10 protein-coding genes are annotated in these 14554 nt (G+C 71.9%); 5 read left to right on the top strand and 5 right to left on the bottom strand.

Going from position 1 to position 14554, the window contains the following annotated elements:
- Positions 1-62: 62 nt before the first annotated feature.
- The 3 genes from ACIQUQ_RS21285 to ACIQUQ_RS21295 all read right to left on the bottom strand — a co-directional run bounded on the left by ACIQUQ_RS21285 (position 63) and on the right by ACIQUQ_RS21295 (position 3489).
- Positions 63-857, bottom strand: a complete 795-nt coding sequence (locus ACIQUQ_RS21285; protein WP_403978008.1) for a hypothetical protein — start codon at positions 855-857, stop codon at positions 63-65.
- A 149-nt stretch (positions 858-1006) separates the two neighbouring features.
- The gene (locus tag ACIQUQ_RS21290) at positions 1007-2170 is read right to left on the bottom strand and encodes a metallophosphoesterase (protein WP_403978011.1); all 1164 of its coding nucleotides are present in this window, start codon (positions 2168-2170) and stop codon (positions 1007-1009) included.
- A gap of 206 nt (positions 2171-2376) precedes the next feature.
- On the bottom strand, positions 2377-3489 hold the full coding sequence (locus tag ACIQUQ_RS21295; RefSeq protein WP_403668385.1) for a LacI family DNA-binding transcriptional regulator: 1113 nt from the start codon (positions 3487-3489) through the stop codon (positions 2377-2379).
- Positions 3490-3840: 351 nt separating this feature from the next.
- On the opposite strand from ACIQUQ_RS21295, the gene hisC reads away from it, so the two are divergent.
- Entirely contained in the window at positions 3841-4920 is a 1080-nt protein-coding gene (hisC, locus tag ACIQUQ_RS21300) for a histidinol-phosphate transaminase (protein ID WP_403978014.1), read from the top strand.
- Positions 4921-4995: 75 nt separating this feature from the next.
- Here hisC and ACIQUQ_RS21305 read toward each other — a convergent pair whose 3' ends face one another.
- A complete protein-coding gene (locus ACIQUQ_RS21305) occupies positions 4996-5364 on the bottom strand; it encodes a cyclophilin-like fold protein (RefSeq protein WP_403978017.1) in 369 nt (122 codons plus the stop codon).
- A gap of 192 nt (positions 5365-5556) precedes the next feature.
- Between ACIQUQ_RS21305 and ACIQUQ_RS21310 the strand changes: the two genes are divergently transcribed.
- From ACIQUQ_RS21310 to ACIQUQ_RS21325, 4 genes are all read left to right on the top strand, one after another.
- Positions 5557-7062, top strand: coding sequence for a cytochrome ubiquinol oxidase subunit I (locus ACIQUQ_RS21310; protein WP_403978019.1), 1506 nt, complete (start codon positions 5557-5559; stop codon positions 7060-7062).
- Positions 7063-7080: 18 nt separating this feature from the next.
- The gene (cydB, locus tag ACIQUQ_RS21315; protein WP_403978022.1) at positions 7081-8085 is read left to right on the top strand and encodes a cytochrome d ubiquinol oxidase subunit II; all 1005 of its coding nucleotides are present in this window, start codon (positions 7081-7083) and stop codon (positions 8083-8085) included.
- 105 nt (positions 8086-8190) lie between these two features.
- Positions 8191-11814: a thiol reductant ABC exporter subunit CydD gene (gene cydD, locus ACIQUQ_RS21320; RefSeq protein WP_403978024.1), complete on the top strand. Its 3624-nt coding sequence runs from the start codon at positions 8191-8193 to the stop codon at positions 11812-11814.
- A 24-nt stretch (positions 11815-11838) separates the two neighbouring features.
- A complete protein-coding gene (locus ACIQUQ_RS21325; RefSeq protein ID WP_403978027.1) occupies positions 11839-13554 on the top strand; it encodes a GAF domain-containing sensor histidine kinase in 1716 nt (571 codons plus the stop codon).
- Between the two features lie 69 nt (positions 13555-13623).
- Here ACIQUQ_RS21325 and ACIQUQ_RS21330 read toward each other — a convergent pair whose 3' ends face one another.
- Entirely contained in the window at positions 13624-14481 is an 858-nt protein-coding gene (locus ACIQUQ_RS21330; protein ID WP_403978029.1) for a Cof-type HAD-IIB family hydrolase, read from the bottom strand.
- Positions 14482-14554: the final 73 nt, after the last annotated feature.

Here is a 14554-nt window from a genome sequence, read left to right on the forward strand (position 1 = left end):
GGCGTACCTGACACCAGTGGGTACGCACACGGGACCCCCGCGGCCCGGGCCGCCGCCGGACGCTAGTCCGGCCGGCGGTCCGGGCCGCCGAAGTCCGGGCTCGTGAAGTCGGGACTGGTGTAGCTCGGGCGGGGGGTGGGGTCTTCGCCCGCCGGGGAGGTGAAGTCCGGCCGCGTGTAGCCGAGGCTCGGCATCCGGCCCGACGGGCGGTACGAGGACGGGGCCGCCGGATCCCTCGGGTCGGCCAGAGCGTCCCGCAGGAACGGCAGCACCCCCCGCTCCAGCAGCGCGTTCAGCCAGGCCTCCCGCGCGCGGGCCAGTTCCTCCGGTACGGCGTCGAGGTCCTCCGCCACGACCTCGGTGGAACTGTTCCGCACCGCGGTCACCAGCAGCCCGACCGCGGCGACCAGGATCGCGATCACGGTCAGCCCGCCGAACAGCCAACCGGCCGTCAGCATCGTCCGGGCGAACGCGGGTTCGGGGTCCAGGAGCTTCAGGAAGTACCCGACCAGCAGGAATATCAGCATGGCCGTGAAGGACAGCACCGGTGCCAGTACCGCCACCACCGCGCTGGCCCCGGCCCCGCCGGTGCCGTCGTCGGTGACCCGCGGTTCCTGGCGTGCCGGGTCGCGCAGGTCTTCCCGTACCTTCACGAAGTGCTCGTACTCGGGAGCCGCCGCGGTGGTCAGGATGCCGGTCGCGTTGAGTGCCATCGTGCGCAGCTGTTCTGCGTTCAGCCGTTCGCCGACGGAGGCCAGGTCGGGCCGCTCGGACGCGGTGCGGAGCACCTCGTCCAGCAGGCGCAGGAACTCGGGCCGGTCCTCGGTCAGCAGGTGCGGAGCGCTGGTCATGTGCATCCCCCGATGCTCCGTCGGCGCCGGTTTGCCCGCGTAGACAGGAAGGTCCGGCGGAAACGGAGGAGAGCCTGCTACGGATAGAGCGATGGTAGAGCGCCCACGTGGTGCCGTGACAGGGGCTTTCGGTAAATACCCCGGACGGTGAACGGTCAGTCGCGCAGCGGAAGTTCGACGACCAGCAGCTTTCCGGCCATGGTCACCCCGCCGTCCATCGCGATGGCGAGCCCGTCGGCGTACACGTGCGGCCCCTCGACGGTCGGGCCGTCCGAGTCCTCGCCGTCCTCCGAGCCGACCTCGCCGAGGAGGTACGGGATGGGGCTGTGCCCGTGCACGATGCGCGAGCCGCCGTAAGTGGCGAGCAGCCTGCGGACCTCACCGGGGCCGGACTCCTCGTCGCGGAAGCTGAAGCGCTTGGTGAACTTGCGGAACAGGTCCCAGCACTCGTTGGCGTCGTTGCGGTTGAGGGCCTGCTTGACGGTGTCGTTGACCGCCTCGACGGAGTCGCCGTAGTCGAGGTACGCGATCGTGTCCGAGTGGAGGAGCAGGTGGTCGTCGACCACGGCGGCCGCGTCGAGCCGGGACATCCACTGGAGGTGGACGTCCTCCAGGCGCTCCATGTCGGTGCGCTGGCCGCCGTTGAGCAGCCAGGCGGCCTGGAAGGTGGCGGTGCCGGCGCCGGAGCTGACCGGGGTGTCGCCGAACCGCTTGGCGCCGATGAGCAGCAGCTCGTGGTTGCCCATGAGGGCCTTGCAGTAGCCGCCAGCCGCGGCGGCCTCGGCGGAGAGGCGCATGACCAGGTCGATCACACCGATGCCGTCAGGGCCGCGGTCGGTGAAGTCGCCGAGGAACCAGAGCCGGGCGTTGCCCGCGGCCCAGTGGCCCTCGGAGTCGGTGAGGCCCTTGGCGCGGAGTTCGGCGACCAGCTCGTCGAGGTAGCCGTGTACGTCGCCGACGACCCACAGGGGGCCGGGGCCCCCCGGGCGCTCCTCGGGGACGTACTGGATCTGCACGGTGTCGCCGGGGCCGCCGGACGGGCGTGCGCCCTGCCCGATGACCGGGAGGTCGCGCTGGGTCGGGGTGTAGCCGTCCGGGTCCTCGGCGGGGGCCGCCGGGGAGGCCGGGTAGGCGTGGGGCTCCGGGGCCGCGGACCGCTGCACCGGCGCGGCTCCGGGGTGGTGTGCGGCGGGCTGCGCCGGATGGCCGGGGGTGCCGGCGTACGGATGGAACTCGGGGGTGTACTCGGCCGCGGGAACGCGGAAATCCCGGAGCGTCTCCGTCCGCATCGCGGGTCCCTGACCTGCCCCCTGAGCCATCGACCCCTCCACCACCTCGCGCTGCCGTGCACCTGCGGACCCTCCTGGCCGGAGGGTCCGTGATGTCGTGCGCCCATCATAGGAATGCAGCTCGCTCTGTGTGACGCACCAGGGGTGGTGAATCCTGGACGGACACGAACCGCGTTGGTTGTTTCTCCCGATTTGGGTGGTCTGGACGGGTGATCTTGTGGATCCGGGCCGCGTCTTCAGTCCCGTGCCGGGGATCGGGGCGGGCTGACCGTGGTACGGGGAGGCCTGCGCTGGGACGAAGTGCGGACGATGAGTTCGGTCGGTATCACCTGCTCGACCGGCCGGCCGGCGTCGACCCCCTCGATCGCGTCGATCAGCAACTGCACGACGGCGGTGCCGATGCGGCGCGGTTTGAGAGAGAGCGTGGTGATGGGCGGTTCGGTGTTCGCGTACACCGTGGACTCGCTGCAGCACACGAGCAGCAGGTCGTCGGGGACGCGCAGCCCGTACCGGCGGGCGGCGGCGAGCAGGTCGGTGCCGTTGGGGTCGAAGAGGCCGTATACGGCGTCCGGGCGGTCCGGGCGGGCGAGCAGCCGGTCGGCGGCGACCGCACCCGCGCACGGGTCGTGTGCGGGGTAGGACTCGTACACCGGATCCTGGCCGACGCGCGCGCACCAGTTGAGGTACGCGGTCGTCGAGAGCCGGGTGTACGTGTCGGTGGTCGTCCCGGTGAGCAGCCCGATCCGGCGGGCGCCCGCGGCGGCGAGGTGGTCGAGGAGGTCGAGTACGGCGGCCTCGTGGTCGTTGTCCACCCAGGCGGTGACCGGGAGGGAACCCGCCGGACGGCCATCCGAGACCACCGGCAGGCCCTGGCGGACCAGCTCGGTGACCACGGGGTCGTGGTCGGAGGGGTCGATCACCACGGTCCCGTCCAGCGCCACGTTCGACCAGACGTCGTGGCGGGAGGTCGCCGGGAGGATGACGAGCGCGTACCCGCGGGCGAGTGCTGCGGAGGTGGCGGCTCTCGCCATCTCCGCGAAGTACGCGAATTCCGTGAAGGTGAAAGGTTCATCCCCGTACGTCGTCACGGTCAGGCCGATGAGGCCCGATTTCCCGGTACGGAGGGTTCGGGCCGCGGCGGAGGGGCGGTACCCCAGCCGGTCTGCGACCTCGCGGACGTGGCGGCGGGTGGCGTCCGGCAGCCGGCCCTTGCCATTGAGCGCGTCCGAGACAGTTGTGATCGAGACGCCGGCCGCGGCGGCCACGTCTCTGATGCCTGCCCGTCCTTGCCGGGCGGCCCGCCGGGGGGTCTCCGTCCGGCTCACCTGATGCTTCCCTGCTGCTGTCATGGCGAGCCGATAGTAGGGCTCGGTGGGGTGGGTGGTCCGGGTGCATATGCAGTCGTTGACAGGCACGTTTCTGCATGGTTCGCCACCCCCAATGACCTTGGAAATAGAGGTAGTTGCTGGTTGGAGGTCCGGGCTGGCGCTTGTCGGCGGGTACGAGCATGCCAAAGTGTCGATGTTTCGAAGTGGTCTCAACTCACCTTCACGAGGGATGCGCGCCACGGCGCAAGCCACCGGCGCACGCATATATGCAAGCGCTCCCCTCATTCCTTCTGCCAGCCATTCTCCGAACGGCGGAATCCTCATAAGGTGAGCAGTATTGAACTTGCACGGGAAGGTCGAGGAGGACCTGCGGTGAGCGAGAAGAGCCCGAAGCTGCGCGCCGAGCTGGACGGCATCCCCACGTACAAGCCGGGGAAGCCCGCCGCTGCCGGGGGTCCGGTCGCGTACAAGCTGTCCTCCAACGAGAACCCGTATCCGCCGCTCCCGGGCGTGCTGGAGAGCGCGGTCGCGGCGGCGAACAGCTTCAACCGGTACCCGGACATGGCCTGCACCGGCCTGGTGACCGAGCTCTCCGAGCGCTTCGGCGTGCCGGTGGAGCACATCGCCACCGGCACCGGCTCGGTGGGCGTGGCCCAGTCCCTGATCCAGTCCACGGCGGGCCCGGGCGACGAGGTGATCTACGCCTGGCGCTCCTTTGAGGCTTATCCGATCATCGTGCAGATCTCCGGCGCGAAGTCGGTCCAGGTGCCGCTGACCGAGGGCGACGTGCACGACCTGGACGCGATGGCGGACGCCATCACCGACCGGACGCGGCTGATCTTCGTCTGCAACCCGAACAACCCCACCGGCACGGTGGTGCGCCGGGCCGAGCTGGAGCGCTTCCTGGACCGGGTGCCGTCGGACGTGCTGGTCGTGATCGACGAGGCGTACCGCGAGTTCATCCGGGACGCCGAGGTGCCGGACGGCATCGAGCTGTACCGCGACCGGCCGAACGTCGCCGTGCTGCGCACGTTCTCCAAGGCGTACGGCCTGGCCGGCCTGCGCGTCGGCTTCGCCGTGGCCCACGAGCCGGTGGCCGCGGCGCTGCGCAAGACGGCGGTGCCGTTCGGCGTCAGCCAGCTGGCGCAGGACGCCGCGGTGGCCTCGCTGCGGGCCGAGGACGAGCTGCTCGGCCGGGTGGGTTCGCTGGTGTGCGAGCGCAAGCGGGTCTACGAGGCGCTGGTCAACCAGGGCTGGACCGTGCCCGAGACACAGGCCAACTTCGTGTGGATGCGGCTGGGGGAGCGGACCGCGGCGTTCGCGGCGGCCTGCGAGAAGGCCGGTGTGGTGGTCCGGCCGTTCCCCGGTGAGGGCCTGCGGGTCACGATCGGTGAGACCGAGGCGAACGACCTCTTCCTGCACGCGGCGGAGGCGTTCCGCAAGGAGCTGTAGTTCCTGGGGCCGGGTGCCCGGGCGTCATCGTTCCGGGAGCCGCGGTCGTTCAGTGTCGTCCGTGGGGGCCGGCGGTCACGCCAGCTCCACGCGGACCGGGTCGCCGTCGCGGACGGTGGCCAGGAGGCGGGGGTCGCCGTCGAACGAGCCGAGTACGTTGCACGGGCTCGCCAGGCGGCTCTCGCCCCCGCGCGAGATCGGCGTGGGGCCGTAGGGGAGCGCGAGCGCATCGCCCTCGGTCCAGAACGCGACCGTGCCGGGCTCGACGACCTGCTGGGCGTCGTCCTCCAGGGCCACGGAGACGCCGGTGTCGAAGTAGACCTCCTCGCCCCAGGTGTTCGCGGAGGCGTGGATGGGGAGCGCCGCGGCCAGGGCCTTGCTGGTCGGGGTCTCGTCGAGGGTGGCGGTGAGCTGGCCCGCGGGCCAGGAGATTCGTATCTGCATGGCCGAATTCAACAATATGTTGAATTTCTCGGCTAGAGGTGTACCCCCCGGATGAAAGATCGCGGAACCGGTACGACATAATGCTTGTGAATGTGAACGCGTTCACAAGCGTGTCCTGCTTCCTCCCTCATTGGGTGGGATTAAGCAGGCAAACTGCCGATGTGACCACGGCGACCGTAAGGAGAAGACGACGTGGAACTAGCTTTGGCGCCGGAGACGCTGGCGCGCTGGCAGTTCGGCATCACCACCGTCTACCACTTCCTCTTCGTCCCGCTGACGATCTCCCTCGCCGCCCTCACCGCGGGGCTGCAGACGGCTTGGGTCCGCACGGAGAACGAGAAGTACCTCAGGGCCACCAAGTTCTGGGGCAAGCTCTTCCTGATCAACATCGCGATGGGTGTCGTCACCGGCATCGTGCAGGAATTCCAGTTCGGCATGAACTGGTCGGACTACTCGCGCTTCGTCGGTGACGTCTTCGGCGCCCCGCTGGCGTTCGAGGCGCTGATCGCCTTCTTCTTCGAGTCCACGTTCATCGGGCTGTGGATCTTCGGCTGGGACAAGCTGCCCAAGAAGATCCACCTCGCCTGCATCTGGATGGTCTCCATCGGCACCATCCTGTCCGCGTACTTCATCCTCGCGGCCAATTCCTGGATGCAGCACCCGGTCGGCTACAAGATCAACAAGGCGACCGGCCGGGCCGAGCTCACCGACTTCTGGGCGGTGCTCAGCCAGAACACCACGCTCACCCAGGTCTTCCACACGCTCTCGGCGGCCTTCCTGACCGGCGGTGCGTTCATGGTCGGCATCGCGGCCTTCCACCTGATGCGCAGGAAGCACATCCCCGTGATGCGCACCTCGCTGCGGCTCGGCCTGGTCACGATCGTGATCGCCGGCATGCTGACCGCGCTCAGCGGCGACCTGCTCGGCAAGGTCATGTTCAAGCAGCAGCCGATGAAGATGGCCGCCGCCGAGGCGCTCTGGGACGGCGAGGCTCCCGCCCCGTTCTCCGTCTTCGCCTACGGCGACGTGGACGAGGGCCACAACAAGGTGGCCATAGAGATCCCGGGCCTGCTGTCCTTCCTCGCCAACGACGACTTCGACTCCTTCGTCCCCGGCATCAACGACGTCAACAAGGCCGAGCAGGAGAAGTACGGGCCCGGCGACTACCGGCCCAACATCCCGGTCGCCTACTGGGGCTTCCGCTGGATGATCGGCTTCGGCATGGCGTCCTTGGCGCTCGGTGCCGCGGGCCTCTGGCTGACCCGCCGGAAGTTCATGCTGCCGGCCGCCCACCGGACCGGCGACGACGAGGTGCCCCACCTGGTGCTCTTCAAGAAGCCGCTGGGTGCCCGCCTGACCAAGTGGTACTGGCTGCTGGCGGTGTGGATGCTCGGCTTCCCGCTGATCGCCAACTCCTGGGGCTGGATCTTCACCGAGATGGGCCGCCAGCCGTGGGTCGTCTACGGCGTCCTGCGCACCCGGGATGCGGTCTCGCCCGGTGTCTCCCAGGGCGAGGTGCTCACCTCGATGATCGTCTTCACCCTGCTCTACGCCGTGCTCGCGGTGATCGAGGTCAAGCTGCTGGTGAAGTACGTCAAGGCCGGACCGCCCGAGCTGACGGAGTCCGATCTCAACCCGCCCACCAAGATCGGCGGCGACGACAAAGACGCCGACCGGCCGATGGCCTTCTCGTACTGAGGCCGAGGGGATCGCGCTATGGAACTCCACGACGTCTGGTTCGTACTCATCGCCGTCCTGTGGACCGGCTACTTCTTCCTGGAGGGCTTCGACTTCGGCGTCGGCGTCCTGACCAAGCTGCTGGCCCGGGACCGGGCCGAGAAGCGGGTCCTGATCAACACGATCGGGCCGGTCTGGGACGGCAACGAGGTCTGGCTGCTCACGGCGGGCGGCGCGACCTTCGCCGCCTTCCCCGAGTGGTACGCCACCCTGTTCTCCGGCTTCTACCTGCCGCTGCTGGTCATCCTGGTCTGCCTCATCGTGCGGGGCGTCGCCTTCGAGTACCGGGCCAAGCGGCCCGAGGAGAAGTGGCAGACCAACTGGGAGCACGCGATCTTCTGGACCTCGCTGGTCCCGGCCTTCCTGTGGGGCGTGGCCTTCGGCAACATCGTGCGGGGCGTCAAGATCGATGCCGACATGGAGTACGTCGGCACCTTCTGGGACCTGCTGAACGTCTACTCGGTCCTCGGCGGCCTGGTCACGCTCACCCTGTTCACCTTCCACGGCGCGGTCTTCACCTCGCTCAAGACGGTCGGTGACATCCGGGACCGCTCGCGGAAGCTGGCGCTGCGGCTGGGTCTGGTGACGGCGGTGCTCGCGCTGGTCTTCCTGATCTGGACCCAGGTCTCGAAGGGCGACGCCAAGAGCCTGGGCGCGATGATCGTGGCCGTGCTCGCCCTGGTGGGTGCCGTCGGAGCCATCGCCGCGGGCCGCGAGGGCTGGTCGTTCGCGCTGTCGGGCATCACGATCGCGGCCGCCGTCGCGATGCTCTTCCTGACGCTCTTCCCGAACGTGATGCCGTCCTCGCTGAACGACGCGTGGAGCCTCACGGTCACCAACGCCTCGTCCAGCGCCTACACCCTGAAGATCATGACCTGGTGCGCGGCCGTGGCCACGCCGGTGGTCCTGCTCTACCAGGGCTGGACGTACTGGGTGTTCCGCAAGCGGATCGGCACCCAGCACATCGCCGACCCGGTCCACTAGCCGCTCCGAGCGGCCGGTGTTGCCGTCCGCCCGCGTAGGTCCCGTGCCTGCCCGTCCCGTGCCGGGGGCGTCCCGTCCGACGCCCCCGGCCTCCCGCCGAGGGGGATGTTTCACGTGAAACCGATCGACCCGCGTCTGCTCCGGTACGCCCGGTCCACCCGCCGCTTCCTCGTGGCGACGGTGGTCCTCGGCCTGGTGGGGGCGGCGCTGGTCGTCGGCCAGGCGATGCTGATCGCCGAGGTCGTGGTCGGCGCCTTCCAGCGCGGGCTGGGCGGGGCCGAACTGCGAACCCCGCTGCTGCTGCTCGCGGCCGTGGCCCTCGGCCGGGCCCTGGTGTCCTGGCTGACCGAACTGGCCGCGCACCGGGCCAGCGCCGCGGTGAAGTCGGAGCTGCGGGGCCGGCTGCTGGACCGGGCGGCGGACCTGGGCCCCTCCTGGCTCAGCGGACAGCGCACGGGTTCGCTGGTGGCCCTGGCCACCCGTGGGGTGGACGCCCTCGACGACTACTTCGCGCGGTACCTGCCCCAGTTGGGGCTGGCCGTGGTGGTGCCGGTGGCCGTACTGGCCCGGATCGTCACCGAGGACTGGGTGTCCGCCGCGATCATCGTCGTCACCCTGCCCCTGATCCCGGTCTTCATGGTGCTCATCGGCTGGGCCACGCAGGCTCGGATGGACCGTCAGTGGCAGCTGCTCTCCCGGCTGTCGGGGCATTTCCTCGACGTGGTCGCGGGGCTGCCGACGCTGAAGGTGTTCGGGCGGGCCAAGGCGCAGGCCGAGTCCATCCGGGCGATCACCGCCGACTACCGGCGGGCGACGCTGCGGACCCTGCGGATCGCCTTCCTGTCCTCCTTCGCGCTGGAGCTGCTGGCCACCCTGTCGGTGGCGCTGGTGGCCGTGACGATCGGCATGCGGCTGGTCCACGGCGAGCTGGACCTGTACACGGGCCTGGTCATCCTGATCCTGGCGCCCGAGGCGTACCTGCCCCTGCGTCAGGTGGGCGCGCAGTACCACGCGGCCGCCGAGGGGCTGGCGGCCGCGGAGGAGATCTTCGAGGTGCTGGAGACCCCGGTGCCGGGGGCGGGCGGGACCGCGGCCGTGCCGGCGGACGCCGGACTGCGGGTCGAGGGCGTGTCCGTGCGGTACCCGGGGCGGGAGGCCGATGCGCTCGCCGCCGTCTCGCTGACCGTGGCGGCGGGGGAGACCGTCGCCCTCACCGGTCCGAGCGGCGTGGGCAAGTCGACGCTGCTGCAAGTGCTGCTGGGGTTCGTGCGGCCCACGACCGGCCGCGTGCTGGTCGGGGGGACGGACCTGGCGGAGCTGTCGGCCGAGGAATGGCGGGCCCGGATCGCATGGGTGCCGCAGCGGCCGTACCTGTTCGCCGGCACGATCGCCGAGAACGTCAGGCTGGCCCGGCCCGGGGCCTCCGACGCGGAGGTGGAGCGGGCCCTGGACGACGCCGGGGCCCGGGAGTTCGTGGCCGCGCTGCCACGGGGGGCCCAGACCGTGCTGGGCGAGGGCGGGGTGGGGCTGTCCGCCGGCCAGCGCCAGCGGCTGGCCCTCGCGCGGGCGTTCCTCGCGGACCGGCCGGTGCTGCTGCTCGACGAGCCCACCGCCGCGCTCGACGGGGAGACCGAGGCGGGCGTGGTCGAGGCGGTACGACGGCTCGCCGCCGGGCGCACGGTGCTGCTGGTCGTGCACCGGCCCGCGCTGCTGTCGGTCGCCGACCGGGTGGTGCGGCTGGAGTCCGGCGGGCACGTGCCGGGGGCCGGGGTGGACATGCCGGGGGCCGAGGTGCGCGTGCCGGGCGCGGGGGTGCGTACCGGCGCGGCGCGGGGTGCGGAGGGCCGTGCCGGCGCGGGCGTGGAGCGGGAGGCCGGGGAGCGTACGGCGCCGGGCGTGGCGGGCGGTGCCGGGGACCGTACGGCGCCGGGCGCGGCGGCCGACGGGACGGTAGGGGGATCCGGGCGGCCGGTGCTGGCCCGGGTGCGCACCGAGGCGCGCCGCCGCTGGGGGCGACTCGCGGGCGCCCTCGGACTGGGCAGCCTCGCCACCGCCTCGGCCGTGGGCCTGATGGCGGTCTCCGGCTGGCTGATCTCGCGGGCCTCGGAACAGCCGCCCGTGCTCTACCTGATGATGGCGGTCACCGCGACCCGCGCCTTCGGCATCGGACGGGCCGTCTTCCGGTACGCCGAGCGGCTCGTCTCGCACGACGCCGTGCTGCGCATGCTGGCCGACCTGCGGGTCTCCGTGTACCGCCGGCTCGAGCGCATCGCCCCGGCGGGACTGCGCCGCACCCGGCGCGGCGACCTGCTCTCGCGGCTGGTCGCCGATGTCGACGCGCTCCAGGACTACTGGCTCCGCTGGCTGCTGCCGCTCGGCACCGCCGCCGTCGTCGGCGCCGCGTCCGTCGGGTTCACCGCCTGGCTGCTGCCGGCCGCCGGAGCGGTCCTCGCCGCCGGGCTGGTGGTCGCCGGCGCCGGCGTGCCCCTGCTCAGCGGTGCGGTCGCACGCCGAGCGGAGCGCCGCCTCGCGCCCGCCCGGGGCGAGCTGGCCACCCAGGTGGCCGATCTGCTCTCCGGCACTGCGGAGCTGACCGTCGCCGGAGCCCTGGCCGGCCGCAAGGAGCGGGTCCGCGCCGCCGACTCCCTCCTCACCGGCATCGCCCGCCGCGGCGCCTCCGCCACCGGCCTGGGCTCCGGGCTCACCGCCCTGGCCTGTGGCCTCACCGTGGTGTTCGCGGCGCTGGCCGGGGTCCGCGCGGTGGCCGACGGCCGGCTGTCGGGGGTGGCCCTGGCCGTCGTGGTCCTGACTCCGCTGGCCGCCTTCGAGGCGGTGGCCCCGCTGCCGCTCGCCGTGCAGTACCGCCAGCGGGTCCGGCGCAGCGCGGAGCGGGTGTACGAGGTGCTCGACGCGCCCGCGCCCGTACGGGCCCACGGCCCCGCCGAGCCGCCGGCCTCGCCCTTCCCGCTGCGGCTCCAGGGCCTGCGGGCCCGGTACCCGGGCCAGGAGGGCGACGCCCTCGCCGGGATCGACCTCACCGTCGAAGCGGGCCGGCGGATCGCCGTGGTGGGCGCCTCGGGCTCCGGCAAGACCACCCTGGCGCAGGTGCTGCTGCGCTTCCTGGATGCGGAGGAGGGCTCGTACACGCTCGGCGGCACCGACGCCCGGGCCCTCGACGAGGACGCCGTACGCCGGTTCGTCGGCCTGTGCGCGCAGGACGCCCACATCTTCGACAGCTCGGTACGGGAGAACCTGCGCCTGGCCAGGACCGGCGCCACCGACCCCGAACTGCGGGAGGCGCTGGCCGCGGCCCGGCTCCCCCTGGACCTGGACACGCCGGTGGGCGAACACGGCGAACGGATCTCCGGCGGCCAGCGCCAGCGGCTGGCCCTGGCCCGCGCCCTGCTCGCCGACTTCCCGGTGCTGGTGCTCGACGAGCCCGCGGAACACCTCGACCTGGAGACCGCCGACGCCCTGACGGCCGATCTGCTGACCGCTACGGAGGGCCGCACCACGCTGCTGATCACCCACCGGCTCGCGGGTCTTGACGCGGTGGACGAGGTCGTCGTCCTGGACCACGGCCGGATCGTCCAGCGCGGCGGTTACGCGGCGCTGGCGGAGGCCGAGGGCCCGCTGCGGCGGATGCTGGAGCGGGAGTGGGCGGCCGACCGGCTGTCCGGCCGGGACGGCCGGGGCAGCAGGACCGTCATGGCCGACTTTCCACAGTAAAAGGGACTAACTAGGCTCAAGGTCATGTCAGTGCAGGAGTCGCAGGAATCCCCGGACCCGCTCGAAGCCGCCACGCGGGCGACACGGAGCCTCCAGGGACTGTCCACCGAGCTCACCGCCCGTGTCCCCCAGCTGCTGGAGGCGATGCGGTCGGTCGGCACGGGTCTCGAGCTGCACTCCACCCTCGACCGGATCTGCGAGACGGCCGCCGAACTGGCCGACGCGCAGTACGCCGCCATCGGGGTGGTGGACGTCGAGGGCCGCGGGCTCTCGGACTTCGTCACGTACGGCATCGACGAGGAGACGTCCCGGCGCATCGGCCACCGGCCCGACGGCAAGCGCGGGCTGCTGGGCGCGCTGATCAGGGACCCGCAGCCGGTCCGGCTCGCCGACCTGAGCAGCGACCCGCGCTCCGCGGGCTTCCCGCCGCACCATCCGCGGATGCGCAGCTTCCTCGGCGTACCGATCCGCGTACAGGGCGAGATCTTCGGCAACCTCTACCTCGCCGAGAAGCACGGCGGCGCCGAGTTCAACGACTACGACCTGCACATGGTCCGGGTGCTGGCGACCGAGGCGGGCATCGCGATCGGCAACGCGCGGCTCTACGAGGCGGCCACCCAGCGGGAGCGCTGGATCGACGGCTCCGTCGCCGTCACGACCGCGCTGCTCTCGGGCGGCGACGCGGACGACGCGCTGGCGGTGGTGGCCGAGCAGGCCCGGCACCTGGCGGACTCGGCGGCCGGGATAGTGATGCTGCCGGCGGAGGACGGCGGCATGGAGATCGTCGCGGTCTCCTCCGACAACCCGGCCACCTCGCTCGGCGTGGTCGTCCCCGCCGAGAGCGCGGTGGTCGACAGCCTGATGGCAGGCGACCCGGTCTTCGTGGACGACGTCTCCGCCGATCCGCGCATGATCAGCCGCCTGACCAGCCAGTACGGCCCCTGCATGATGCTTCCGCTGCAGAGCGGGGGCCGGGTGCTGGGCGCCCTGGTGACCCCCAGGGGGCGGGGCAAGCGGCCCTTCACCGAGGCGGAGCGGACCCTCGCCACCCAGTTCGCCTCGCAGGCGGCGCTCGCGCTGATGATGGCCGAGGCGCAGCGGGACCGGGAGCGGCTGGCGGTCTACGAGGACCGTGACCGGATCGCCCGCGACCTGCACGACCTGGTGATCCAGCGGCTCTTCGCCACGGGGATGATGCTCGAAGGCGCGCAGCGCAGGTCGATCGTGCCCGAGGTGCGCGAGGGCGTCGGCAAGGCCGTCGACGAACTCGACGTGACCATCCAGGAGATCCGTACGGCGATCTTCGCGCTCCAGCAGGGCCCGGCGGAGGCGCCTTCGGGCCTGCGCACCCGGGTGCTGCGCGAGATCAACATGGCCGCGGTGCCGCTGGGCTTCAAGCCGTCCCACCGCTTCCTGGGCGCGGTCGACGCCGTGGTGGGGGAGCTGGTGGGCAAGAACCTGATCGCCGCGCTGCGGGAGGCGCTGTCGAACGCCTTCCGCCATGCCGAGGCCGGCCGGATCGAGGTGCTCGTCGACGCCACCGCGAAGCTGGCCGACGGGCGGCCGGCGGTACGGCTGGAAGTGGCCGACGACGGGGTCGGCATCCCGGAGGGCGGGCGCCGGAGCGGGCTGCGGAACCTTCGGCGCCGGGCCGAGTCCCTGGGCGGGGCCAGCTGGTACGGGCCGGGCCTCGGCGAGGACGGGGGCGGGACGCGGCTGGTGTGGGAGGCGCCGCTGTAGGGCGACGCGGCCACGGTCGGCCGGGGACGGCCTCCAAAGCGGGTGCAGCGGGGCGGGGCGACGGTCCCGTCAGCCCTCACGCTCCGCCACCATGCGCTCGATGACGACGGCCACGCCGTCCTCGGTGTTGGCGACGGTACGGCCGGAGGCGGCCGCGATCACGTCCGGGTGGGCGTTGCCCATGGCGTACGAGGTGCCGGCCCAGGTGAGCATCTCGATGTCGTTCGGCATGTCGCCGAACGCCACCACCTCGTCGGCGGAGATGCCGCGCTCGGCACAGCACAGGGCCAGGGTGCTCGCCTTGGAGACCCCGGGCCCGCTGATCTCCAGCAGGGCGGTGGGGCTGGACCGGGTGATCGAGGCGTGCTGCCCGGCCGCCTCGCGCGCCAGGGCCAGGAAGGCGTCCGGGGCGAGTTCGGCGTGGTGCGCCAGCAGCTTGAGCACCGGAGCCGTGCTGTGCTCCTCGTGCAGCAGCTTCTCCGCGACGGCGACCGTGGCGCCGGGGTCGAGGAAGAAGGGCGGGTACGCGGGCTCGTAGTTGATGCCCGTGGTCAGCTCGACCGCGAACGAGGTGCCGGGTACGGCGGCGCGCAGCGTGCGGACCACATCCAGGGCGACGGGCCGGTCGAGGGGCCGCACCTCGATGATCTTCCGTCCGGCGTGCAGGTCGACCACGGCGGCGCCGTTGGCGCAGATGGCCAGGCCGTGACCGTGGACGTGGGCGCTGACCACGTCCATCCAGCGGGCCGGGCGGCCGGTGACGAAGAAGACCTCGATGCCGGCGGCCTCGGCCGCGGCCAGCGCGGCGACGGTGCGGTCGGAGACCGTCTTGTCGTCCCGCAGCAGGGTGCCGTCGAGGTCGGTGGCGATCAGCCGAGGGGCCCGGGGGTGCTTGGGAGCTGCGGTCACCCGTCCATCTTCGCCCATGACGGGGCGTGTACGTGCGACAGGTCGCACACCCGAGCCCTTCGCGGGACCGCCCGCGCCGTGGTGCCGCCGG

Origin of the sequence: Streptomyces sp. NPDC101118, assembly GCF_044759445.1 — a bacterium.
Classification (GTDB): domain Bacteria; phylum Actinomycetota; class Actinomycetes; order Streptomycetales; family Streptomycetaceae; genus Streptomyces.

Excerpts from the sequence above, each read along its gene's own strand:
- ACIQUQ_RS21295 (WP_403668385.1), bottom strand. The coding sequence starts at position 3,489 with ATGACAGCAGCAGGGAAGCATCAGGTGAGCCGGACGGAGACCCCCCGG.
- ACIQUQ_RS21325 (WP_403978027.1), top strand. The coding sequence starts at position 11,839 with ATGTCAGTGCAGGAGTCGCAGGAATCCCCGGACCCGCTCGAAGCCGCC.
- cydD (WP_403978024.1), top strand. The coding sequence starts at position 8,191 with ATGTTTCACGTGAAACCGATCGACCCGCGTCTGCTCCGGTACGCCCGG.
- ACIQUQ_RS21290 (WP_403978011.1), bottom strand. The coding sequence starts at position 2,170 with ATGGCTCAGGGGGCAGGTCAGGGACCCGCGATGCGGACGGAGACGCTC.
- ACIQUQ_RS21285 (WP_403978008.1), bottom strand. The coding sequence starts at position 857 with ATGCACATGACCAGCGCTCCGCACCTGCTGACCGAGGACCGGCCCGAG.
- ACIQUQ_RS21305 (WP_403978017.1), bottom strand. The coding sequence starts at position 5,364 with ATGCAGATACGAATCTCCTGGCCCGCGGGCCAGCTCACCGCCACCCTC.
- cydB (WP_403978022.1), top strand. The coding sequence starts at position 7,081 with ATGGAACTCCACGACGTCTGGTTCGTACTCATCGCCGTCCTGTGGACC.
- ACIQUQ_RS21330 (WP_403978029.1), bottom strand. The coding sequence starts at position 14,481 with ATGGGCGAAGATGGACGGGTGACCGCAGCTCCCAAGCACCCCCGGGCC.